The organism is Stutzerimonas sp. LR2 (assembly GCF_055755175.1).
This window is the reverse complement of record NZ_JBVTRR010000002.1, coordinates 748,124-770,743: the sequence shown is the minus strand read 5'-3', so window position 1 is coordinate 770,743 and position 22,620 is coordinate 748,124. Positions and strand designations below refer to the sequence as shown.

19 protein-coding genes and 2 pseudogenes are annotated in these 22,620 nt (G+C 60.2%); 10 read left to right on the top strand and 11 right to left on the bottom strand.

Annotation, left to right across the window (positions count from 1 at the left end):
* Positions 1–152 precede the first annotated feature (152 nt).
* Positions 153–665 carry an antirestriction protein ArdA gene (locus tag ACVRRC_RS10160; protein WP_472996935.1) on the top strand — a complete coding sequence of 171 codons (513 nt, stop codon included), beginning with the start codon at positions 153–155 and terminating at the stop codon, positions 663–665.
* 136 nt (positions 666–801) lie between these two features.
* Positions 802–1,479, top strand: coding sequence for a DUF47 family protein (locus tag ACVRRC_RS10155; RefSeq protein WP_053069154.1), 678 nt, complete (start codon positions 802–804; stop codon positions 1,477–1,479).
* Between the two features lie 13 nt (positions 1,480–1,492).
* Here ACVRRC_RS10155 and ACVRRC_RS10150 read toward each other — a convergent pair whose 3' ends face one another.
* A complete protein-coding gene (locus ACVRRC_RS10150; protein ID WP_045158234.1) occupies positions 1,493–1,843 on the bottom strand; it encodes a histone-like nucleoid-structuring protein, MvaT/MvaU family in 351 nt (116 codons plus the stop codon).
* A gap of 452 nt (positions 1,844–2,295) precedes the next feature.
* On the opposite strand from ACVRRC_RS10150, the gene ACVRRC_RS10145 reads away from it, so the two are divergent.
* From ACVRRC_RS10145 to ACVRRC_RS10120, 6 genes are all read left to right on the top strand, one after another.
* Positions 2,296–2,634, top strand: coding sequence for a helix-turn-helix transcriptional regulator (locus ACVRRC_RS10145; RefSeq protein WP_472996934.1), 339 nt, complete (start codon positions 2,296–2,298; stop codon positions 2,632–2,634).
* Between the two features lie 14 nt (positions 2,635–2,648).
* Positions 2,649–3,473 carry a replication initiator protein A gene (locus ACVRRC_RS10140; RefSeq protein ID WP_061373281.1) on the top strand — a complete coding sequence of 275 codons (825 nt, stop codon included), beginning with the start codon at positions 2,649–2,651 and terminating at the stop codon, positions 3,471–3,473.
* Positions 3,474–3,717: 244 nt separating this feature from the next.
* The gene (gene parA, locus ACVRRC_RS10135; RefSeq protein WP_048328954.1) at positions 3,718–4,356 is read left to right on the top strand and encodes a ParA family partition ATPase; all 639 of its coding nucleotides are present in this window, start codon (positions 3,718–3,720) and stop codon (positions 4,354–4,356) included.
* Entirely contained in the window at positions 4,353–4,595 is a 243-nt protein-coding gene (locus tag ACVRRC_RS10130; protein ID WP_038665601.1) for a ribbon-helix-helix protein, read from the top strand. Before parA ends, ACVRRC_RS10130 begins: the two co-directional genes overlap by 4 nt.
* Complete coding sequence (locus tag ACVRRC_RS10125; protein ID WP_181092244.1) at positions 4,592–5,098, top strand: S26 family signal peptidase; 507 nt, start codon at positions 4,592–4,594, stop codon at positions 5,096–5,098. The genes ACVRRC_RS10130 and ACVRRC_RS10125 overlap by 4 nt, the downstream gene beginning before the upstream one ends.
* Before the next feature lie 204 nt (positions 5,099–5,302).
* The gene (locus ACVRRC_RS10120) at positions 5,303–7,243 is read left to right on the top strand and encodes a relaxase/mobilization nuclease and DUF3363 domain-containing protein (protein WP_038659375.1); all 1,941 of its coding nucleotides are present in this window, start codon (positions 5,303–5,305) and stop codon (positions 7,241–7,243) included.
* On the opposite strand, the pseudogene ACVRRC_RS10115 reads toward ACVRRC_RS10120, so the two are convergent.
* The 4 genes and pseudogenes from ACVRRC_RS10115 to ACVRRC_RS10100 form a co-directional block, all read right to left on the bottom strand.
* A pseudogene (locus ACVRRC_RS10115) lies at positions 7,236–7,400 on the bottom strand (helix-turn-helix transcriptional regulator); the annotation flags it as partial. The gene ACVRRC_RS10120 and the pseudogene ACVRRC_RS10115 overlap by 8 nt on opposite strands.
* A 78-nt stretch (positions 7,401–7,478) precedes the next feature.
* Complete coding sequence (locus tag ACVRRC_RS10110; RefSeq protein WP_014852996.1) at positions 7,479–10,601, bottom strand: efflux RND transporter permease subunit; 3,123 nt, start codon at positions 10,599–10,601, stop codon at positions 7,479–7,481.
* 2 nt (positions 10,602–10,603) lie between these two features.
* Positions 10,604–12,235, bottom strand: coding sequence for an efflux RND transporter periplasmic adaptor subunit (locus tag ACVRRC_RS10105; RefSeq protein WP_014852997.1), 1,632 nt, complete (start codon positions 12,233–12,235; stop codon positions 10,604–10,606).
* Complete coding sequence (locus ACVRRC_RS10100) at positions 12,232–13,518, bottom strand: TolC family protein (RefSeq protein WP_122075782.1); 1,287 nt, start codon at positions 13,516–13,518, stop codon at positions 12,232–12,234. The genes ACVRRC_RS10105 and ACVRRC_RS10100 overlap by 4 nt, the downstream gene beginning before the upstream one ends.
* A 585-nt stretch (positions 13,519–14,103) precedes the next feature.
* Here ACVRRC_RS10100 and ACVRRC_RS10095 point away from each other — a divergent pair.
* Entirely contained in the window at positions 14,104–14,433 is a 330-nt protein-coding gene (locus ACVRRC_RS10095; protein WP_038659364.1) for a DUF2790 domain-containing protein, read from the top strand.
* Between the two features lie 168 nt (positions 14,434–14,601).
* On the opposite strand, the pseudogene ACVRRC_RS10090 reads toward ACVRRC_RS10095, so the two are convergent.
* A pseudogene (locus ACVRRC_RS10090) lies at positions 14,602–15,072 on the bottom strand (transposase).
* 345 nt (positions 15,073–15,417) lie between these two features.
* On the opposite strand from ACVRRC_RS10090, the gene ACVRRC_RS10085 reads away from it, so the two are divergent.
* A complete protein-coding gene (locus ACVRRC_RS10085) occupies positions 15,418–15,873 on the top strand; it encodes a DUF305 domain-containing protein (RefSeq protein WP_014853003.1) in 456 nt (151 codons plus the stop codon).
* A gap of 202 nt (positions 15,874–16,075) precedes the next feature.
* Here the strand turns inward: ACVRRC_RS10085 and ACVRRC_RS10080 are convergent, their stop codons facing one another.
* The 5 genes from ACVRRC_RS10080 to ACVRRC_RS10060 all read right to left on the bottom strand — a co-directional run bounded on the left by ACVRRC_RS10080 (position 16,076) and on the right by ACVRRC_RS10060 (position 22,570).
* The gene (locus ACVRRC_RS10080; protein ID WP_014853004.1) at positions 16,076–16,888 is read right to left on the bottom strand and encodes a c-type cytochrome; all 813 of its coding nucleotides are present in this window, start codon (positions 16,886–16,888) and stop codon (positions 16,076–16,078) included.
* Between the two features lie 8 nt (positions 16,889–16,896).
* Entirely contained in the window at positions 16,897–18,057 is a 1,161-nt protein-coding gene (locus tag ACVRRC_RS10075; protein ID WP_003292138.1) for a copper resistance protein B, read from the bottom strand.
* Positions 18,047–18,358 carry a hypothetical protein gene (locus ACVRRC_RS10070; RefSeq protein WP_192476698.1) on the bottom strand — a complete coding sequence of 104 codons (312 nt, stop codon included), beginning with the start codon at positions 18,356–18,358 and terminating at the stop codon, positions 18,047–18,049. Before ACVRRC_RS10070 ends, ACVRRC_RS10075 begins: the two co-directional genes overlap by 11 nt.
* Before the next feature lie 12 nt (positions 18,359–18,370).
* Entirely contained in the window at positions 18,371–20,161 is a 1,791-nt protein-coding gene (locus tag ACVRRC_RS10065) for a copper resistance system multicopper oxidase (RefSeq protein ID WP_472996933.1), read from the bottom strand.
* A 645-nt stretch (positions 20,162–20,806) separates the two neighbouring features.
* On the bottom strand, positions 20,807–22,570 hold the full coding sequence (locus tag ACVRRC_RS10060) for a protein-disulfide reductase DsbD (protein WP_048328950.1): 1,764 nt from the start codon (positions 22,568–22,570) through the stop codon (positions 20,807–20,809).
* Positions 22,571–22,620 lie beyond the last annotated feature (50 nt).

The following is a 22,620-nucleotide window of genomic DNA, read 5'->3' as shown; positions in this document are numbered from 1 at the left end:
TCAAGAAAAATAGACGGTTTCCACCCGGCCGCTTCGCTGGGCGGAGCCTCCGCGATTTTTCCTGATTTTTTCACGACGGCCTTAGTCGCCCTAGTCGGCAGGGGTTCATGCGCGGCGAAACGCGCAGAACCTTCCAGACAAGGAGCGCAAGCATGAGCAAGCCCATCCGGATCTACCTGGCCGATCTCGCTGCCTACAATGCCGGGCATCTACACGGCGTGTGGGTTGAGGCGACCCAACCCCTGCATGAGATTCAGATGCAGATCGAGTCGATGCTTCGAGCATCCCCGGTCCGTGGCGCCGAGGAATACGCGATTCACGACCATGAGGGGTTCGACGGTTACCGCCCGGGGGAATACGAGTCGCTCCAAGTCATACACGAGATGGCCTGCCTGATCGAAGCGCATCCTTGGCTGGCCGGGGCTCTGCTGGCCTACTTCGGCGAGGTGGAAGCCGTACGCGCTGCCATCGAAGACAACTACTGTGGCTGCTATACCTCCCTCGCTGACTACGCTCAGGACGTGACCGAGCAAACAACCGATATCCCTGCGCATCTCGCGCCGTATATCGACTACCAGGCCATAGCGCGAGACATGGAGTTTGGAGGCGACGTGTTCACTATCGAAACGGGCTTCGAGCAGGTGCACGTTTTCCGCACGTACTAGCTCGCTAGCGGCAGACTGCTCACGAACGTGCGCAACCTCTCCTCCTGGCGCCGCGGCCTCATACGACGGCGGCGTCATCCAATTGAAACGAGCCGCGGCCTTCAATACATCGCCATTGCCAATCGACGAGAACAGCATGCCCGAGAAAGCCCTGTGCGGACTGGTAGCCCGCTCCCCCTTCAAGCAGCTGCGCAGCCAATTCGAGCAGGTGCATGGTGCGGTCCAGTTGCTGCTTCCCCTGCTGCGCAGCGCGCTCGACGAGGACTGGCAGCGCGTACAGCTGATCGAACAGCAGGTCCGGGAACTCAGCCAGGAAAGCGAGCGGGTGTCGCGGGATGTCTGTCTGCATTTGCCGAGCACGCTTTTCATGCCGATCCCGCGCAGCGATGTACTCGATCTGCTGCGGGCGCAGGACAGCCTGGCCCACTGCGCCAGTGAAATCGCCCGTCTTGTCGCGTTGGGCAGGATGCGCCTTCATCCGGCGATGCAGGATGAAATCAGGATCCATCTGCTGCGGGCGGTCGATACGGTCGCGCACGTCATGGCTGTCGTGGAGAAGCTCGACGAGTTGCTCGAAAGTCGTTTCCGCGGCCACGAGGCCGTTCTGGTGCAGACGATGATCAATGAGCTGATAAACATCGAGTACTCGTCGCGACAGCGTCGGGACGAGGCAACCATCAAGTTGCTCGGAATGAAGGACCAACTGCCGGCCACTGAACTGATGACTCTCGATAGGCTAATCGAATTTATCGCCGGCATGGCGGCGCAGGCCAAGCAAGTTGGCCTGCGTCTGGAGCAACTACTGGCAAACTAGCGGGAACTTGCGTTCACGCCACCCAGGACTTCACCGCCTCGGCACCGTACTGCTTTTTCCAGGCATTCAGGACGTTATGGTTACCGCCCTTGGTTTCGACCACCTCACCGGTGTGCGGATTGGTATAGGTCTTGGTTTCACGGGCGCGACGGCGGCCGGCGGGCGCTACATCCTCGGCCGACGCTGGGGCGAGGATCTGCAGGACGGTGCGGGCATTGAAACCGTACTCGTTGATCAGGGCCTTGAGCTTGTCTTCAAACTCCATTTCCCGTTTCAGCTGGTCATCGGTCTTGAGCTTGTCCAGCGCCGCAAGTTGCTCGGCAAGTTGGGCTTCAAGGCGTTTGTACTCGGCGATCTTGCTCATCATATTCCTCTTCAAAGCCATAAGACATAATTGGCCCGGCGATATGCCGCTGCGCAAACTAACACGGCCACTAGTGGATAACCAGAAGGCGCCACGGTAAATCAACTTCTGCCCCGTATTCAGACGAAAATGTAAAGACGTATTTACTATTAGCGGCACAATACGGGAACGCACGGTTACGGGTTTGTACGCATACGCATTTCAGTAATTGCAGTTCTACTGAAATGTGCATCCTCGCTTCTGTTAAAACTGCATGCGTCGCATCAGGTTGCACCGCGTCTGAGTAGCGCCGATCGATGGCACTGCTCGATTGGCGTTGTGGCGCAGCAATCGGACCGGGCACGCTGCAATTGGATTTGTGCCGCGTTGCCGTCTGGCCAGAGACCCACTCCGGCATGATCGACACGGGCTGATCGGCACAGGGTAGGCCTCCATCTACAGGAGACCTGCCCATGTCCCTCCTACCTCACTACGCTGCGCCCTCTTCTACCGGCCACGACCGGCAAACCCTTTCTGGCCAACCGGTAGCGCCCAGATCGCACGGTGCTTCGGCGCACGATCACCCAACCTACCTCAACAATGCCGAGGCGGCGCTCTTCCTGCGGCTTTCACCGCGAACGCTGGAGAAGCAGCGTGTCATCGGGGGCGGCCCGCGCTTTCGCAAGTTCGGACGGCGCGTCATGTATGCCTTGGCCGATCTGCAGGCATGGGCCGACGCGCGCAGCTTCGAGACCACCTTCGACCCCGAGTACCTGGAGCATCACTGCGGAGGTGCGCGCCATGAACGGTGAGACGCTCGATACCAATGGACGTACGGTCCGAGCCGCCTGGCCAGGAAGCGCCCCTACCCCCGTTTCGTGCCCTGCCCGGCGATATGGCGCCGCGCGATGCCCAGGACCTGATGGCGCACCCCTTCTTCTCGCTCGGCAAATCGCGCCGCACGCTGCCGATCGACTTTCGCTCCGGAAGCGTGACGGTACGCGTGGAGGGCACGCACGAGCATGGCATCGCGACGATATGGGATGCGGACATCCTGATCTGGGCCGCCAGCCAGATTGTCGAGGCGCGCGATGCGGGGATTGCGACGTCCCGTCTGATCAGGGCCACGCCCTACGAGATCCTGCGGTTCATCGGGCGTGGCACCTCCCGACGCGACTACCAGCGGCTGAAGGCAGCCCTGGACCGTCTCCAGACCACGAGCGTTGCGACCTCGATACGCGAGACCAGCGGTCGCCGGCTGCACCGTTTTTCTTGGATCAACGAGTGGAAAGAGCTTGCCGCGGGCGATGGCAGACCATTGGGGATCGAACTGATCCTGCCCGACTGGTTCTATGCCGGCGTGCTGGATCGCGCCCTCGTGTTGACCATCGACCGGGCGTATTTCCGGCTGACCGGCGGGATCGAGCGCTGGCTCTATCGCCTCGTGCGCAAGCACGGCGGGCACCAACCGGAGGGTTGGCAATTCGACTTCCGGCACCTGCACCGAAAGTCTGGCAGTGCTGCCCGCTACTCGGACTTTGCCCTCGATCTTCGTGCACTGGTCGCCCGCCAGTCCCTGCCCGGCTACCAGCTGGACATCGTGCGAATGGAGCCCTCCACCGAGCTGCTAGCGTTCAGGCCCGTGCCGTAGGCGGCACGGGGATAAGCCGGGGACAAGCTGTGAAACCCGTCGTGCTATCAGGCGCAAATGCACTCGTGCCATCAGGCGCAGCGCTATCGTGCTATCAGGCGCACCGAATTGGACGCAGGCCAGTGAACTCGGGGCCTGCGGCGTGCCTTAACTTAACTAACTCAAGATCTCTAACTTGTTGTTGTAGGTTCGAGGCTATCCAGGCGATCCATGCCCGCCGGCATGCACGTGTGGAGGCCGGGTCATGATCCTCGCCCTGCTCAACCAGAAAGGCGGGGTTGGCAAGACAACCCTGGCCACCCATATCGCCGGCGAGCTGGCACGGCGCGGCAAGACCGTGATCCTGCTCGACGCCGACCCGCAAGGTTCCGCGCTGGACTGGGTGCAACGGCGCGCTCAGCAAGGCTTGGCCAGGCTGTTCGGCGCAGTCGGTCTACCACGCGAGACACTGCATCAGGAGGCACCTGAGCTGGCCCGACGTGCCGACCACCTGATCATCGACGGACCGCCGCGCATCGCTGCCCTGGCCCGATCGACGTTGATGGCAGCCGACCGGGTACTGGTACCGGTCCAGCCCAGCCCCTTCGACTTCTGGGCCAGCGCCGAGATGGTCGACCTGATCCGCGAGGCACAGGTCTTTCGTCCCGCGCTGCGCGCGGCGTTCGCAATCAACAGGCGTGTCAGCACCACGGTGATCGGGCGCGAGGCCAGGGAGGCACTGGCCGACCAGCCGCTACCGGCGCTTCGCGCCGAAGTGCGCCAGCGAATCGTATTTGCCGACAGTGCGGCAGCCGGCCGCCTGGTGCACGAACTCATCCCCGACGGCGCAGCGGCCCGTGAGATCAGCTCGCTGGTCGACGAACTGCTCGGGTGGGCGCCATGAGCGCGAAGCGCGTCGACATAGGCGCGCGGCCCATGGCCGATGCCCAGGCCCGGGCATGGATCCGTCAAGCGTCGGTACAGCTCCCTGCAAAGGGCAGCATTTACACGGCGCGCCTTACGCTCGACATCACCCCCGACCTGCGAGCTCGAATCAAGGTGGCCGCGTTTCAGGAAGGCATTACGGTGGCCCAGATGCTGCGCGAGTTGCTCGAGGCGCGTTTTCCGGAGCGCGAGGCATGAGGCACCGCAAGGCAGTCCTCCTGCTGGCGATCGTGGGCACTGCATGGGTGGCGTCGTCGGGCCTGTTCGAGCTACCGGTGAGGGTCGTCTACAACGCTTCGGACAGCGTGCCACCCGGCTGGTACCGCATCGACCCGGACGCGCTGCCAAGGGTCGGGGACCTGGTCCTGGTACGCCTGCCAAGCGACGCGGCCCAGCTTGCATCTCGCCGTGGATACCTTCCGATTGAGATACCGATGCTCAAGCCGGTTTTCGCAGCGCCGCCACAGCGCGCCTGTGCGATCGGCTCGCGTCTACTGGTGGACGGCGCTACGGCAGTAGAGGCGCGTGCATACGACCGCCGCGGCCGCCCCATGCCGCAGTGGCGAGGATGCCGCCCTCTGGTGGATGACGAACTCCTGCTGCTTTCCCCGCGCCATGACGACTCGTTCGACAGCCGCTATTTCGGTCCCGTCAGCACGCATACCGTGCTGGGCACGGCACATCGTTTGTTTGCCGATTAGTGGCGAATGGCGGAGCTGAGAGGCATGAAAAGCGGAGGGCAAGATAAAAGGAGGCGGCACGAGTGACGCCTGGAGCCAGTCTGCACGTGGGGGTGGGAGCGGCACGGCTGCGCCACGATACGTGCCGGGATCATGTCAAAAGGCGCGCCGCCCGTGATACGCCCGGGTGCACCACGCGCTACTGCGCCGACACGGGAGCGCAACATGAATGACACGCGAGATCGGTCGCTCGAGGAGCGGTTTCAGCCCGAGGCGGGGCCACCCGGACACCGCGGCCAATCACTGGTGACGCAGGTCCTGCGCCAGGCCGGCAAGGCCGGTGGCCGTCGGCGCCCAGGCGCGTACCGACCCGGCGCCGGCCTCGGCCGCGGCCATGTCGCCGCGCGATTCGTCGCCGGCCGCTCGCCACGCAGTCGCCGGGTGACGATCAAGACCCGGCTGGTGAACCTGCGTCAGGCCGGCAGGCGGTCGGTCTCGACGCACCTTCGCTACATCGAGCGCGAGGGCGTCGGACGCGAGGGCGAACCCGGCCAGGCATACGATCCGATGACGGATCGCGCCGATCTCGAGGCATTCGAGGCCCGGGGCCGGGAGGATCGCCACCAGTTCCGCCTCATCGTGTCCCCCGAGGACGCCGGCTCGCTGGAGGAGCTGCGCACCTTCACCCGGCACCTGATGGAACGCGTGGCCGGCGACCTGGGCACGCGCCTGGACTGGGTGGCCGTGGACCACTGGAACACCGACAACCCCCATACCCACGTCGTCCTGCGTGGAAAGGACGAAACCGGGCGGGACCTGATCATCGCACGCGACTATATCGCGCAGGGCATGCGCCACCGGGCCTGCGAGCTGGCCACCGAATGGCTGGGGCCGCGTACCGAACGGGAGATCCGACAGGGACTGCAGCGCGAGGTCGGGCAGGATCGATGGACCGGCCTTGACCGCGAGCTGCTGCGTCAGCGTCAGGCAGATGGGATACGGTTGCAAAGGCTCGCCCAGCATCCCCGTCGCCAGCCGCTGATCGGTCGGCTGCAGAATCTGCAGCGGCTTGGCCTGGCGCGGGAGCTGCGACCCGGGCACTGGCATATCGACGATCGCGCCGAGCGGACACTGCGTGCCATGGGCGAACGGGGCGACATCGTGCGGACGATGCAGCGCGCCATGTCCGGCATGCAGCGAGAGCTCAGCATCCTCGAGCCCGGCTCCGATCAGGTCGTGGTGGGCCGGCTGGCTGCCAAGGGCCTGGCCGGCGAGGCGCATGACCGGGTCTATCTGGTGATCGACGGCGTCGACGGCAAGGCCCATCACCTGCGCCTACCGGCCGGTGCCGATCCGGCCGACTACCCAACGGATGCCGTGATCGAGGCGCGGGCCTCGCAAGCGCCGAGCGCGGTGGACCGACGAGTCGTCTCGCTCGCGGTAGAGGGGCTCTATCACCGCGAGCACCATCGGACGCTCCTGGCTCGAGAGGATGGATTGAGCGGTGAGTCCCAGGGCCTGCTGAACGCCCATGAGCGACGGCTGGAAGCCTTGCGTCGGGCGGGTATCGTCGAGCGAACGGGTGAGGGTCCATGGCGCGTCCCCGCCGACCTGGTCGAACGGGGGCAACAGTACGATGCCCGACGCACAGGCGGCCTGTCGGTCGCGGTGCGCAGCCCGCTGTCGATCGAACGGCAGATCGGCGCCAACGGGGCCACCTGGCTGGACACGCAGCTGATTGCCGGTGGCCAGGCCATCAGTGACCGGGGGTTCGGGGCCGAGGTCCGGGCCGCTCTGCATCGGCGCACGGACTGGCTGGTGGAACAACGCCTGGCGGAGCGCCGAGGGGCACGCACGCTGTTCGCCCGCAACCTGCTGGCCACCTTGCGCGAGCGGGAACTGGCGGCCACGGCCCGCGACATCGAGGCCCGGACGGGCCTGCAGCACCGCCCGCTGGTCGACGGCAAGCCCGCCAGCGGCATCTATCGTCGCCGCATCGAGCTGGCCAGCGGGCGCTATGCCCTGCTCGACGACGGCCTGGGATTCAGCCTGGTGCCCTGGAGGCCCGTGATCGAACCCAGGCTGGGGCAACGGCTGACGGCAAGGGTCCAGGGCGCCCATGTCACCTGGCAGATCGGTCGCTCACGCGGTCCCGCCATCAGTTGAGGACGTCGGCATCGCGTGCCGCCTGCTCCCGCTCGGCCTGGAGCCACTGCTCGAACGCGCGACTCTGCGCCTGCCCTTCCCTGGCGGCGTAATAGACCAGCCGCAGGTCGCGATCCACATCGATGGACAACGAGGTATGGTCGAACACGACCGGGCCGATGGCCGAATAGTGCTCTCCCTTCTGGTCTCTGGCGGGCGAATTCGAGCACCTAGGTGCCCGAATCCGCTGCATCATTTAGCGAGCCGAACGGGCCAGACCACGCTGTTTCACCAGCGTGTAGATCGCTGGAATGACGATCAGCGTAAGAATCGTCGAAGAAACCATCCCGCCCACCATCGGCGCGGCGATGCGCCTCATTACCTCCGATCCTGTACCGGTGCCCCACATGATCGGCAGCAGACCGGCCATGATGGCAACCACAGTCATTATCTTCGGCCGCACTCGATCCACCGCGCCAGTCATCACCGCCTGGTAGAGGTCATCCACTGTCAACTTCTCACCGGCAGCCTCCCGCTCGGCTCGGCGCTCATCGAGCGCGTGGTCGAGGTAGATCAGCATGATCACGCCGGTCTCGGCGGCTACGCCAGCCAGTGCGATAAAGCCCACCGCTACTGCAACAGAGAAGTTGTAGCCCAGCGCCCACATCAGCCAAACGCCGCCTACCAACGAAAATGGCACTGAGAGCATGACGATCAGCGTCTCGGTAAGCCGGCGGAAGTTCAGGTACAACAGCAGGAAGATCACCACCAGCGTCAACGGCACCACGATCTTCAGCCGCTCGGCAGCCCTTTCCATGTACTCGAACTGGCCACTCCAGGTGACGTAGTAACCGGGCGGAAAGCTCACCTGCTCCTGTACAGCCTGCTGCGCCTCGCGCACGTAGCTGCCGATATCCCGGTCTCGAATGTCCACATAGATGTACGCCGATAGCAACGCATTCTCGGTACGAATGCTTGGGGCACCCTTACTGATGCTGATCGCGGTGAGCTGACCGAGCGGTATGTGTGCACCGCTCGGCGTTGGCACTAGCACCTCGGTAGCAATCCGCTGCGGATCGGAGCGCAGCTCGCGCGGGTAGCGCACATTAACGCCGAACCGTTCCCGCCCTTCGACAGTGGTGGTCACAAGCTCTCCGCCGAGAGCGGTGCCGATCACCACCTGCACCTCTCCCACCGTAAGGCCGTAGCGGGCCAGGGCGTCGTAATCAGGCGCGATGTCGAGGTAGAAGCCGCCTGTTATGCGCTCGGCAAACGCGCTGGTTGTGCCGGGCACCGCCTGCACCACTGCTTCAATCTGCGTTGCCAGCCGCTCGATTCCCGCGAGATCCATGCCGAATACCTTGATGCCAATGGGCGTTCGGATGCCGGTGGAGAGCATATCCAGGCGCCCTTGAATGGGCATAGTCCAGCTGTTGGCCACGCCGGGAAATTTCAGCGCCTCGTTCATCTCGGCGATGAGCTTGTCCACCGTCATCCCTGGCCGCCACTCTTTCTCCGGCTTGAGGTTAACCACGGTCTCGAACATCTCCACCGGTGCCGGGTCGGTGGCCGTGGCTGCGCGGCCCGCCTTGCCAAACACCGAGGCCACCTCTGGGAAGCTCTTGATGATCCGGTCCTGCGTTTGCATGAGCTCAGCGGCCTTGGTAATAGACATGCCAGGAAGCGAGGCTGGCATATACAGCAGCGTGCCCTCGTTGAGTCGCGGCATGAACTCGCTACCGAGCTGCCGCGCCGGCAAAATGCTAACGACCAAAACCACCAGCGCCACAAAGATGGTGATTACCTTCCAACGCAGCACACCTTGGATGATCGGGCGGTAGACCCAGATCAGAAAGCGGTTCACCGGGTTCTTGTACTCGGGGATTATCCGCCCACGCACGAACAGCAGCATCAGCACCGGCACCAGGGTCACTGATAGCAGCGCCGCCGCACCCATAGCGAAGGTCTTGGTGAACGCCAGCGGCGAGAACATCCTCCCCTCCTGCGACTCCAGCGTGAACACTGGCAGGAAGGAGACGGTGATGATCAGCAGCGAGAAGAACAGCGCCGGGCCTACCTCCCGACAGGCCTCGATTATGATCTGAACACGTGGCTTCTCCGGCGGCGCTCGCTCCAGGTGCTTGTGGGCGTTCTCGATCATCACAATAGCGGCGTCCACCATCGCGCCGATGGCGATCGCGATGCCGCCCAAACTCATAATGTTGGAGTTGAGCCCAAGCCAACGCATGACGATGAAAGACATCAGGATGCCAATCGGCAGCATGAGGATGGCCACCAGCGCACTGCGCACGTGCAGAAGAAAAACAATGCACACCAGCGCAACGATGATCGACTCCTCAAGAAGGGTGAACTTGAGATTGTCGACAGCGCGCTGGATAAGATCCGAGCGGTCGTACACCGTCTCGATATTCACTCCTTCCGGCAGGCCGGGACGGATCTCCTCTATTTTGGCCTCAAGATTGTCGATCACGGACATAGCATTCTCGCCGTAGCGGGCAACGGCGATGCCGCCGACCACCTCCCCCTCTCCATCGAGCTCAACGACGCCACGTCGCTCGTCCGGGCCGAGTTCGACGCGAGCTACATCACGCAGCAGAACCGGAATTCCGCGTGAAGCTTTCAGCACCAGTTTCTCGATGTCCTCTGCACCGCGCAGGTAGCCGCGACCGCGCACCATGTACTCGGTCTCGCTCATCTCTACGATGCGGCCACCGACGTCGGCATTGCTGGTACGGATGACTTCAGATATCCGGCTCAACGGGATGTCGTAGGCTTGCAGCTTTTGCGGGTCAACGGTGACCTGATACTGCTGGACAAAGCCGCCGATGCTTGCAATCTCGGATATGCCCTCGGCCTTGGTGAGCTGATAGCGTACGAACCAATCTTGCAGGGTGCGCAGCTCAGCAAGGGTATGACGCGTGCTGGTCAGGGCGTATTGGTAGACCCAGCCCACACCGGTGGCATCTGGCCCTAACGCGGGTGTCACCCCGGCTGGCAGGCTCTTCGAAGCGAAGTTGAGGTACTCCAAAACCCGCGAGCGGGCCCAGTAGATATCGGTGCCGTCCTCGAAGATCACATAGACGAAGGAGGCACCGAAGAATGAGAAGCCTCGCACCACCTTGGAGTTGGGCACCGATAGCAGCGCTGTGGTTAGCGGATAGGTCACCTGATCCTCTACCACCTGCGGGGCCTGCCCAGGATATTCGGTGTAGACAATCACCTGCACGTCGGACAGGTCCGGCAGTGCGTCCAGTGGGGTTTTGATTACCGCGTAGATGCCGGCGCCGATAATGATCAGCGTGGCGAGCAAAACAAGGAAGACGTTGCGCACCGACCATTCAATGATTTTGGCAAGCATGCTCAATGCCCTCCATGGGAATGGCCGCTGCCGTCCGGCATCACATGACCGGAGTGAGTCTCAGACTCAGCGCGACTACCGTAGCCCGCATCCACATCCGGCGTACGCTCGTTTTTTTCGTAACTGCCGCTATCACTGTGAGCGTCGTGTCCAGCATGACGATCATGTGCGTCGGCATCGCCTGGCGCGACAGTATCGCCATGAGCATGGGTATCCGTCGCCAGAGCCGCCTGTGCAGCCGCCTGCGCAGCCGGCTTCGCGCTCATGCCGCTCAGCGCTGCCTTGAGGTTGCTCTCGGCATCGATCAGGAAGTTGGCGCGTGTGACCACTGACTCGCCCTCCCTCAACCCTTCCAGCACTTCGAGGTAGCCGTCGGCACGCCTGCCTGTGCGCAGTTCGCGCGGCTCAAAGCGACCTTCGCCCAGGGCAACCAGTGCAATCCGACGAGTACCGCTGTCGATCACCGCTGAGTCGGGCACGGCGAGCACAGGCACCTGTTCACCTGCTGCGAGGTGGGCGGTACCGAACATGGCCGGCTTGAGCAGGCCGTCGGGATTGGGCAGCTCGATACGAACCTTGGCGGTACGAGTCTCCGGCGACAGGCCGGGATAGATGAAGATCACCTCACCCTGGAAGGTCCTATCGGGATAGGCGCTGACCGAGAGCTGCGCCTCCTGCCCAGGCCGAACCAGCGCCAGATCCTGCTCGAAAACCTCAGCGATGAGCCAGACGGTATCGAGGTCAGCAATTCGATAAAGAATATCCCCTGGCTGAAAGCGCATACCTTCCACCGAGGGCTTCTCCAGCACCACGCCGCTCACAGGCGCGGCGATCGTCAGAGTGCGAGTGGCCTTGCCGGTACGGCGCAGCCGCTCAAGCTGTGCTTCTCCGATATCCCAGTTGCGTAGCCGCTCTAGAGCAGAATCGGAGAGCGAGGCGAGCCCCTTCCGCGCGACCGCGCTGCCACCGGCAAGGCTTTGCCGTCCGGCATTGGCGATCAGGAACTCCTGCTGCGCCGACACCAGCTCGGGGCTGTAGACCTCCATAAGTGGCTGGCCTTTGCGAACCGGCTCACCGGTCGTGTTGACGTGGAGCCTTTCGATCCAGCCCTCGAACTTGGGCGCCAAGGTGTATTGGCCACGCTCGTCGACCTGCACCGTACCGACGGCGCGCACTGTACGGGTGAGCACGCGGCGCTCGACTGGCGAAGACAGTACACCCAGCAACTGCACCTTCTCAGGGCTGATGACAACGGTGTTACCCGATTCATCACCCTCATAAACGGGGATGTAGTCCATACCCATGGAGTCCTTCTTCGGCACCGGGGAGGTGTCCGGCAGACCCATGGGATTGCGGTAGTAACGGATCTTGCGCTCGCCCTGCGCGGCAGCATGCGCCTTGTCGGCGTAGACCGGGATGTAGTCCATCCCCATCGGATCCTTCTTGGGCACTGGCGAGGTATCGGGCAGGCCCATGGGGTTGCGGTAGTAGAGAACCTTGCGCTCTTGTGGGGCAGTGCTGCCAGCCGCCTCCGAGGAACTTGTCTTCTGCGCTGCCATGTAGCCGCCACCGAAGCCGGCGATTGCCGCAACGAGGGCAAGCGTGCCTGCGCCGAAAATCATGCTGCGTTTCATAGTTCTGCTCCGACAAGACGTTCCAATTCCACCACTTGCACTCGTTGCTCCAGTGCCAGCGAGAGCAGCGACAGCCGCAGCTGGCGAATCTGTCGCTGGGCATCGAGCAAGGTCGCGAAGTCGACGTTGCCGGTCTGATAGCTGGCGAGCGCCGATTGATAGGTGAGCTCCGCCTGCGGCAGGAGCGTTCTGTCGGTCAGTTCGTGCTGTCGAAAGGCTGTCTCCAACGCCGACCACGCTTCACCTACGCTGCCCGCGAGACGGCTGCTGACTGCCTCGCGTCGAGCCTCGGCGGCGTAGCGCAAGGAAACGGCCTCGCGCTGCTCTGCGTTGCGGCGTTTGCCCCACAGCGGGATGTTCATCTCCAGCATCAACTCGAACTCTTCGGCCCGGTTGCCCGTCTGGACGACGGCAGTGCCGACGGTGATATCCGGAATCCAGTTTCGGCTGGCAAGCGCCTCGGCACGCTGGGCCTCTTGAACTCGTGCACTGAGCTCAGCCAATTGAGGATTGCCACCGAAGATACGCGCCTGCAGCTCAGCCAAGGTCGGCACCGATGCAGGCAGAGCAGGCCAACCGGCGGGCTCCGCCAGCGGCGAGTTCGCTGGGCGAGCTAAGATGCCGTTCAGCCGCGCCGCCGCGCCGCGCCGGTCACGCTCCAGAGTCAACAGCTCGCTCTGCAGACTGGTGTGCTCTGTCTGAGCCTTGATCACGTCCTGTTGCGGCACAAGCCCCACTCGGTAGCGAGCCTGGGCAATGCTCTCAAGCTCATCCACCAGAGCCTGCAGTTCCTCGGTGACCTGGATGGCCGCGTGGGCGTATTGATATTCGTTGAAGGCAAGCTTGACGAGACTCCTGAGCTCGACTCGACTCAGGCGCTCCCGGGCCACCGCCTGCTCGGCACCCGCCTCTGCGATCTCGCGGGCAAGCCCTCGCTTGCCGCCAATAGGGAATGTCTGACGGAACGCGTAGCGTGTGCTGCCGACGCCGCTGGGCGATAGGGTCGGGTCGTCGCGGGCGATGCCCATTTCCTCGAAAGTGAGCATCGGATCCGGGAGCGCACCGGCTACATCGGGCCGCTCCCAGGCAGCCTGCCTCTCATGCCCGACGGCCCGCAGCTCTGGGCTCTGCCGTTCGAGCAGGTCTAGCAGCGGAGGCAACGAGGCGCCGAGCTCGGCTGACCCTGGCGAGGCCTGCGCGCCGCTGCTCAGAGCAAGGCCTAGGATGACGGGTGCTAGCAGCCCCCAACTGCGACAGGGCAGCGGCTGAACGATCCAGTTCATAGAATCCCCTTGCTGCTGTGCCGGCCCCTTTGATTGCAGCAACGACAATTAGAGTCTTCGCGTACTTCGGCTACGGCACCACGCCAGTCCTGAGCGGAGAGCGGAAACAGGTATGCCAACCAGGCACGGTATTTGTTCAAGACATTCATCATGTTTAGCTCCGAAGCACGCAAATGTCGGCACAAGGGGAATGCATGGACCCGTTCATGATCGAGCCTCGAATAGTTCATAATTTATTGTTTGGCTTTATTGCAGATCAGGCCTGTCGGGTAGATGACCTCAGCATTACATTCATGTCAGCTTCTTAGACAAAGATCGCTGATGTCATCTTGTGCCAAGTAGTCGCCACCAGCGTCATCGAATGGCATCGGCTGACGAAAGCGCCAATAGGAAAAGGAATACATCCCCCAGCCGTCATGCGCAAATAGCGAGGGTTCAGAACCATTGAATGGCCTGTACTTGTTATTATGGAGGGCTATTACCTAAAGGTAATCCGCTTGATTACGTCTATGTAATTTCGATGTCATCCGACTAACAGTTCGTAATATTTATAATTCCGGTAACATTTTTAAATAGGAGCCGGATATGAACACGTTAAAAATCATGGCCGCAGTATCATTTATGACCGCAGCTTCGTTTGCCATGGCGGAAGGCAATTCAGATCGTGTCTATGGAAAAATGATTCGCGCGAACGAAAAGGCCATACAGGAATACGCCGTTTCCATCGGAAAGAACCGTCCCGAAGTAGTCCATTACCGCTATGGAATGAAGCTGGACATTGCCAAAGTTATTCGTACCACGCGGACTGACATGACCTGCAATGAAGTGATGCCAGCCCAGATGACTTACGAGGACTCCAATGGCGATCTGAATATCCTCGAGTACCGGGTCGCCGGAACGAATTGTCGGAGATAGACATATGGCCCCTAGGGATGCCCCATCCCTTATTTCCGGCCCACTTCGGTCCTTCCCGTTTAAAAGCGGCGACATGATATAAGAAGGATCAAGTCGCCCGCTCATTTCTGCGTTTTAACCGCCGCGATAACCTCGCAGCGACCACTTCCCACATTACAGACGCAGCTCTCACGCATTCGTCACTAGATATCGGCGCGCTATCCACAGGGTTCGACAGGACGAACAGTGTGGATGGCGCCGTGCTCTTCTCCAGGCTGCGGAAGCGCGTCTTCACATAACCGAACTGGTATTTGACCCGTAACGGGTGCTCGACCTAGCGCGCACTTGCGCTTGGCTTTGTGCAGTGCGCTGCGCTTACTCAGCTTCTTGTACATGCTGCGGCGGGCCGCGATCTGCCGGATGACTGAAGGCCTGGACCTCAGCAGCCAATTCGTACGCCGGGTCGCTGTAGCCAAACCAGTTCTGCATCAGATGAACCCGAAGCATCACCATCGGCGAATAGGCTAGCGATCACCTTCACCCTTGGGATAATGGGGCAATCAAACCCCTCCACGATTCAGCCTGATTCATCTCGATCAGGAACCGATCCGTGCGGGTCTGCTTGCACTTGTCAGCATACTCGGCGTCGGCGAAGGTCATTTTCTTCGCCGGAAAACTCGAGGCAACGGGACCGGCGTATATCAACAGAGCCGGCTCCCTTTTTCAGACCAACCCTCGATGGCATGCGGCACATTTAGTTCGACTGGCAAAACAGAGCAAAACTGTGGACGAGTTAAGCTTGGTGAAGATTACATTTTTGTAAGATTTTTAAATAGTCGAAACCTCATAGCCTCTCGGCTTGTCCGTTTCTAAGTAACACCGCAGCTCATTTCAGATCTGGGCTCTGACGGCATTCGTAACGCAGCTGCCCGGCATGATCGCGCAAAAATACGCAGATTTTAGTAAGCGCAGTTCAGTGGCAGCACATCACCAAGAGGAGTTGATATGCAAATGTCTTATTGGCGTTTCGCTGCGATGGTGGCCACATCAACCGTCATCATGTACGGCGTTATGTATTTGAATACTTACGCTTTTGAGCATGTTCTATGGAGTGAGACCCGTGCTTGGATGGCGTTAGTAATGGGAGCTGTCATGGCGATAGTCATGCTCGCCTTCATGCTCAATATGTACAAGAAAAAGCCCATGAACATAGCGATATTCGCCGGCGGAGCAGCTTCCTTTGCTATTGCCCTGTGGCTTGTTCGTAGCCAGGCAACTGTCGACGATACGGACTATATGAAGGCCATGATTCCTCACCATTCCATAGCTATCATGACAAGTGAGCGCGCTCAGATTTCAGACCCGCGCGTTCGCAAGCTGGCAGATCAAATCATTGAGGCTCAGCGCCGAGAGATCTCTGAGATGAAGTTCCTGATCAATGATCTAGAGAGGGCTAACTGAAAAAACGTATCGAGCAGCTTTCTCGCCCCGGCCCGTTTTTCCTTCAAGCGTCACGCGATCCCGACGAGGTCATTGCGCTTATTGAGTTCGCTGACCTGAGCGGCCAGCACACGAACTAACCCGCGATGACGGCGGTGTAGCAAGACGCTCGTCGCGGTAAAAGCTCAACTACTGCTTGACCACCAAACGTGCCCCGTTGCTTTTAGCTGTCATGTACGTGCTCTTTGCCATCCGCATGAGTGTGAGCGTTGGACGCCGGCTCGGCATGATGGTCGCTGGCGCTACTGCCTTTCGTGCTGGAGTTACTTCCACCATGGTGATCATCGCCGTTACTGCTCGAAGAATGGTGATCGGCCTCTGGAGCTGAGCCGCCGTGGTGGTCTGCAGCCGCTATACCGCGACGTCCAGACTCTCCTCCAGCGGCAGCATTGCCATGATGGTCAGAATTGCTGCCATCCAAGCTTTCATGATTGTGCGTCTGGCTCTCACCGCCACCATGCTGGTGACCGCCACTCGCAGCGACGAGCGCTTGGTATTGCGTAGCGTCGATCTTGGGCAACTGGCTGATGAAGGCAACCATGCCCCAGATATATTCGTCGCCCATACTCTTACCCCAGGCCGGCATGCCTGTTGCTTTGATTCCATGCTTAATGACCCAGAAGGCGGATGCAGGGCCTGCGTCAATGCCGATCTTGGCCAGGTTAGGCGGGGCTGGATACAGCGCCTGACTCAGCTCTGTTTGTTCGACACCGGGCGCCAGATGGCACCCAACGCACATGGCGTTGTAGTTCCCGGCCCCGCCACGAATGAGAGCCTCGTCATCTAGATTGGGAATCTCAATGTCCTTGGACCGCGCTTCGATAGAGCGATCACGCGCCATTGAAAGGAACGCATGCACGGCTGGGTAATGAGGATCGTCAGCACCAACGTTGATCAAGCCGGAATAGGCTCCGGCTAATATTGCTGCACTACCGACAGCGCCTGCTACCACCAGGGTTGTAATTGTTTTTTTCATATCAGGCTCTAAAACCACATTCGAATGCCGGCGACAAAGCGCGCCTCTTCAACATCTTCTCCTTCGTCGCGCAGCATGTCTGCGGTATTACCGTATGAGCGACTCCAAGAAATCCCGATGTAGGGCGCAAACTCGCGAACGATTTCGTAGCGCAGGCGCAAACCCAGTTCGGTATTCGCCAGGCCCGAGCCCACTCCTCTTTCAGAATCATTCTTACCGTAGAAATTGGCTTCCGCAGTTGGCTGGAGGATCAGCCGATTGGTAAGCAAGATGTCATAGTCGCCCTCAAGACGCGCCGCAGTCTGGCCGTTTTCGCCGACGAAGGCTGTGGCCTCGGCTTCAAAAGCGTAAAGCGCCATGCCTTGCACACCAAAGGCAGCCCAGGTCTGTGGAGACTCGGGTTTGAAGTCTTGGCGAACGCCAGCAACGACGTCCCACCAGGGGCCGACCGAGCGCCCATACAACAGCTGCAGCTCGGCATCCTCGGTTACGCCGTTAGTACGCTCTCCCTCGGAACGAAACCAGACCCGATTGATATCGCCTCCCACCCAGCCTGAGGCATCCCAGGCCAGGGTGCTGCCCTCATCAGCGTCCTGATATTCAAGCTGATCGAGCAGGAAGAAGCTGTTGATGCCGCTATCGTGCACTGTGTGTCCAGGCAGAGGCGCGAAGGCCGCTTGGCGATCAGCATCCGTGAGGACGGGGATCGGTGTACGACTGGTGGTTCTCGGGGTATCAGCGGAGCTATGGTTCATTTGGGAGTGATCCATGTTGCTGTGATCCATCCCTTTCATTTGCTCTTGCATGGCGCCGTGGCCCATCTTGCTATGGTCCATAGCCGCAGCTTTACTCTGATTTTGGCCATGGTTCATCTGGGAGTGATCCATACTGCCCATCTGGCCTTGCATGGCCTCATGATTCATCTTGCTGTGGTCCATAGCAGGAGTCCCATCCTGCGAATTCTGGCCCTCGGGCATCTGGCTATGATCCATGCCCCCCATCTGCACCTGAGCAGCCCCGTGGTTCATCTTGCTATGGTCCATCGGCATGGAGCCGTGGTCCATAGTCGAGTGATCCATCTCTTCTGCGGCAAAGGTAAAGCCGCTACTCAGTGCGCTCATTGACACCGCCAGCGCAATGAGCGATGGACGTGAAAGCTTAATGGTCATGGTTCGAATCTGCCTCGGCATGGTCGCTGCCATGCTCACCGGTCATTTTTTGGTGGTCCATGCCGTCATGGTCCATCGAGCCACGATTCATCGAGCCGTGATCCATTTGCTGATTGGCGGGGCCCTGGCCTCGCACCTGAGGAGGCTGCTTCTCACTTGCAGCTTTGGAAGAGTCAACGGCGTGCCGTCCGTGATCGCTGTGATTTTCTTCGGCCAGCGACACTGGGATATACAGGGCAGCCAAAAGGCTCAACATTGCGGCACTGCAGAACAGGTGGTTTCGTTTCGGGGAATTGCTCATTAGATATCTCCTTTACTCATCCACACGAACTTCACGGAACATGCCCATTTCCATGTGGAGCAGCAGGTGGCAGTGATAGGCCCAGCGCCCTAGCGCATCTGCGGTTACGCGATAGCTGCGCTTCGAGCCTGGTGGTACATCAATGGTGTGTTTGCGAACTAGGAAGTTGCCGTTCTCATCCTCCAGATCGCTCCACATGCCATGAAGGTGGATGGGGTGGGTCATCATGGTGTCGTTGACTAAGGTGATACGAACACGCTCGCCATACTTCAATCGCAACGGTTCCGCATCAGAGAACTCAATGCCATCGAATGACCAAGAGAATTTCTCCATGTGACCTGTGAGGTGCAACTCGATGGTACGGCTCGGCTCGCGCCCATCCGGATCGAGGAAGGTGCTGTGCAGATCTGAGTAAGTCAGCACACGGCGACCGTTGTTGCGAAGCCCGATTCCCGGGTCATTCAGCTTGGGAGTTGGCGTCATGGTCTGCATGTCGACCAGAGGGTTATTGGTTTCGGAGGCCGGATGGGACTGCATCGCTCCACCCATGCCTGCCATCGCTGAATAATCCATGCCAGCCATGCTGTCGTGGTCCATACCTGCCATCTTGCTATGATCCATGCCTGCCATTCCTGCCATGTCGCCCTGCATGGAGCCATGATCCATTCCCTCCATGCTGCCGTGATCCATTCCCATATCGCTCATGGAGATCAACGGGCGAGGATCAACTTCAGGAACAGGCGCGCTCAGCCCTTCGCGAACGGCCAGGGTGCCGCGTGAATAGCCAGTGCGGTCCATGGACTGCGCGAAGATGGTGTAGGCCTGCTCGCTATCGGGCTCGACTATTACATCGAAGGTTTCGGCCGCAGTAATACGGAACTCATCGACGCTAACAGGTTTGACGTACTGCCCATCGGCCGCCACCACCGTCATCTTTAGACCGGGGATGCGGACATCGAAATAGGTCATGGCCGATGCATTGATGAAGCGCAGACGGATTTTCTCACCCGGCTTGAAAATACCAGTCCAGTTGTTATCCGGCGCCTGGCCATTCATCAAGTAGGTGTAGGTATAGCCACTGACATCGGCAAGATCAGTCGGGCTCATTTTCATCTCGGCCCACATCTTCCGATCAGCGATCGCTGCGGACCACCCCATCTCGCTCACGTCATCGACGAAGTCGCCGACAGTACGTTTGTGGAAGTTGTAGTAATCCGATTGCTTTTTGAGCTTGGCCAGAACCCGTTCCGGATCTTCGTCAGTCCAGTCACTTAGTAGCACGACGTAGTCACGGTCGTAGCTGAACGGCTCCGGCTCTTTGGCATCGATCACCAGAGCACCATAGACGCCAGCCTGCTCCTGCAGTCCCGAGTGACTGTGGTACCAATAGGTGCCGTTCTGGTTAACCTTGAATTTGTACTCATACATGCCATCGGGGGCGATGCCGTGGAAACTCAGGCCAGGTACGCCATCCATGTTCGCCGGCAGGATGATGCCGTGCCAGTGAATCGAGGTATCTTCCTGCAGACGATTACGAACGCGCAGAGTCACGGTATCGCCTTCCCGCCACCGCAGGGTCGGCCCCGGAAGTGAGCCATTGATGGTCATCGCGGTACGAGCCGCGCCAGTAATATTTACCGGGGTTTCACCGATGAACAGATCAAAATCGGTACCGGCCAGCACGTTGGCCTGACCGGGACTGGTCACGGCCCAGACCGGCATACGCCACATGCCTAAGCCGCCGAGAATACTGGTGGCGGCTAGCCCCTTGATGAAAGTGCGCCTTGTGGTTTTGCTTTGCATCCCGTTATGTCCATTAATCAGATGAGCCGGTGGTGAGCAATCCGGTCTCGGGTTCGTTGACTGCCCCACTATCGAGATTCCACCTTCAACCTTTCCCACTGTTGTGTGAACTCGTTCCAGCGAGCAGCGCCTCTTCAGCAGTTGGTAAGCTCAGCTTATTTGGCGTCGCAATTTGCAACAGGCGCCTCGGCTTATGCTGCTTGGAGGCGACAGATTCTCAAACCGCCACTCAGGTGCCCCATATGCCAACTGACACATTCGCCCCTGCCAAGTCGGAGTACTCGGCAACGCATGAAAACAGGGGCATTGTTCGATCCCCCTCGAAATACCCGTTAATTCGGTTTCCGTTTGAACGGAGTGCTTTGTTCTTCAGGCACGACGCCAACTTAACCGCGGCATCCTGTCACAGGCCTTAGCGAAACATTACAGTTCTGTCAGGTTCTAGTTTTTCTGACTGTTAAGTTCCGGTGTGGCTGTTCAACAAATGGCTGACTTCAGCCGTCACGGATTTTGAAAGTGGAGCATCGGTAAAAACGATCAAGTCATCTGCCCACGTCTTAGCTTTCAGCCGCCGCAAGTACATGCTGCGGCGGGCTGCGATCTGCCAGCTGACGTCGACTTCCGGGAGCGACCAGGTTGCATGCTTTACATTCGGTCGTCGGCTTGACGCAGTCGTTCCAGAAAACTCTCGGCGTCGGTTTCACCAACCGTGCGAAGGTCCTGCCACTCATCACCACTGGGGGCAAACAATTGCAGTGCCGGCGGGCCAAACAGCTGGTAGCGATCAAGCAGCGCGCGTTGCTCGGCATCGCTACGCGTCATATCGAAGCGCACCAGCCGGTAATCAGCCAGCTGTTCGCGCACAGAGGACACTTCGAGTACTTCTCGTTCGATTACTTTGCAACTGATGCACCAGTCGGCGTACCAGTCCAGCAGCAAAGGTTGGCCGGCAGTTTTCGCTGACAACAGTGCCGCATCCAGGGCTGCTGGGGTGTCCAGGGTCTGCCAGCCGACGGTTGCGCCGATTTGAGGCAAGCCTTGGGCGTCCGGGCGACCCAGTGGGCGCAGCGGGTCGGTTTGACCTTGCAAAGCGCCCACCCAACTGCTGATGCCGTAAACCAGCAAGGCCACACCAAGCAACTGGGCAAGCTTCTGCTTGCCGGGCTTAGGAATAAATTCCAGGGCGCCCAGCCACAACGCAGTGCCAACCGCCAACAGGCCCCACAAGGCCAGCGTCACGGGAGCTGGTAACACACGCTCCAGCAGCCATACAGAGACACCCAGCAACATCAGACCGAAAACCTTGCGTACGCCGACCATCCAGGTCCCGGACTTGGGCAACAAGGCGGCGCCACCAGTGGCGAACAACACCAACGGCGCCCCCATGCCCAGACCCAGCGAAAACAGCTTCAGCCCGCCGCCCAGGGCATCGCCGGTGGCGCTGATGTACAGCAGCGCACCGACCAGTGGTGCTGTCACGCAGGGTGATACAAGCAGGCTTGACAGCACGCCTAGCGTTGCGGCCCCTATCATTGAACCCCCGCGGGTTCGGCTGGCCAGGCGATCCATTCGTTCGGTAATAAAGCGCGGCATACGCAACTCGAACACCCCGAACATGGCCAGGGCAAATACCGAAAAGAACAGCGCAAAGGGTACCAGTAGCCACGGTGACTGCAGGCGCGCCTGCAGGTTGAGGCCAGCTCCGAACATGCCCATCAGCGCTCCGAGCAGTGCGAAGCAGGCAGCCATGGGAAGTACGTAGGCAAGCGACAGGCGAAAACCTCGTAGCCCACCGAGTTGTCCACGCAGCACTACGCCGGAAAGGATGGGCAGCATCGGCAGCACGCAGGGAGTGAAAGTCAGCCCCAAACCGGCCAGAAAGAACAGTGCCAGACTTCCCCAGTCCAAGGTCGTTTCCGGTTGCGCAGGCGATACCGGGGGCGAGTTACCGATCTGAAAAGTGCGCATTTCAGGTGGGTAGCAAAGTCCCAGATCGGCGCAGCCCTGGTAGCTCACCTGCAGGGTGAACGGCCTGTTCTGAGGGTTATCAATCGGTAGTTCTAAGTCCGTAATGCCGTAGAACACCTCGACATCGCCGAAATACTCATCGGTTTTCGGTTCGGCTGCAGGCCATTGCGGGGTGCCGATTGTTACTTGCGGATGGTCGCTGTTGAAGGCGAAACGATGTTTGTAGAGGTAATAGCCATCGGCATTTATGAACCGCAGGCGAATACTGTCGGTGTCGGCTTCTATCAGATCAAGGCCAAAGGCCAGATCCACCGGCAGGAAGTCCTGGCTGTTATTCAGGGGGGCGTTGAACAGGGCCGGCTGTGAGCGAGGCAGATCAAAAATCCCAGCACTGACCGGCAGTGGGATCAGTAAAAGCAGGCACAGCAAAAGGCGGAACATGGGTATCTCGCGGAACAAGAGTTAACGAAAGGCTCCGGACATAATTCCGC